The following is a 1,092-nucleotide window of genomic DNA, read 5'->3' on the forward strand; positions in this document are numbered from 1 at the left end:
TGTACTGACCATGGACGTTGGTGACGGCGACACGGCTGGATGATCTTGAAATGGGGAGGACCTCCTGGCGTGGTGTGGAGCTACCAGACAGCCGCACCACCGCCCAAGGAGGTCCTCGTGCCCCACCGTAACGCCCCGCTGACCGAGCTGGGTCGTCTACGCCTGGCCCGCTGTGTCGTGGACCAGGGCTGGTCGCTGCGACGGGCCGCCGAGCGGTTCCAGGTCTCGGCCACCACCGCCAAACGGTGGGCCGACCGGTACCGGCAGCAGGGCGCAGCGGGCATGAGCGACCGTCCCAGCCGGCCGCACACCAGCCCCCGGCGTACGCCCCAGCGGATCGAGCGGCGCATCGTGCGCACCCGCGTCCGCCACCGGCTCGGCCCCGCGCGCATCGCCGCCCGCCTGGGCCTGCCACCGTCGACGGTGCACCGCGTGCTGCAGCGCTACGGCTGCCCGCCGCTGGCGCATCTGGACCGGGCCACCGGCCGGCCCGTGCGCCGCTACGAGCACCCCGCGCCCGGCGATCTGGTGCACGTGGACGTCAAGAAGCTGGGCAACATTCCCGATGGCGGCGGCCACCGCGTCCACGGCCGGGCGGTGGGCAACCGCAACCACCAGCGCACCGCGACCTTGGATCGGCGCGGCGGCAAGCCCCTGCTGGGCTACGGCTACCTGCACACCGCCATCGACGACCACTCCCGCCTGGCCTACACCGAGATCCTGCCCGACGAACGCAAGCAGACCGCGACCGCGTTCTGGCAACGGGCCCAGGCATTCTTCGCCAGCTGCGGGATCACCGTGCGCCGCGTGCTGACCGACAACGGCTCGGCCTACCGCTCGCGGCTGTGGCGCGACACCCTGACCGCCGCCGGGATCGCACACAAGCGCACCCGCCCGTTCCGCCCGCAGACCAACGGCAAGGTCGAGCGCTACCACCGCACCCTGCTGGACGAATGGGCCTACGCCCGCCCCTACGCCTCCGAGACCGAACGCCGCGCCGCGCTTGCCCCCTGGCTGCACATCTACAACCATCACCGCGGCCACACCGCACTCGGCGGCCTCCCACCCGCCAGCCGCGTCACCAACCTGTCA

At 72.4% G+C, this 1,092-nt stretch carries 1 protein-coding gene; it reads left to right on the forward strand.

The window, feature by feature from the left end; all coding sequences use genetic code 11:
• Positions 1 to 117: 117 nt before the first annotated feature.
• Positions 118 to 1,092, forward strand: a 975-nt coding sequence (locus tag AR3_RS29080; protein ID WP_067918827.1) for an IS481 family transposase, incomplete at its 3' end; no start/stop codon positions are given.

The sequence above is a fragment of the Actinomadura rubrobrunea NBRC 15275 genome, assembly GCF_001552235.1.
Taxonomy (GTDB): Bacteria; Actinomycetota; Actinomycetes; order Streptosporangiales; family Streptosporangiaceae; genus Spirillospora; species Spirillospora viridilutea.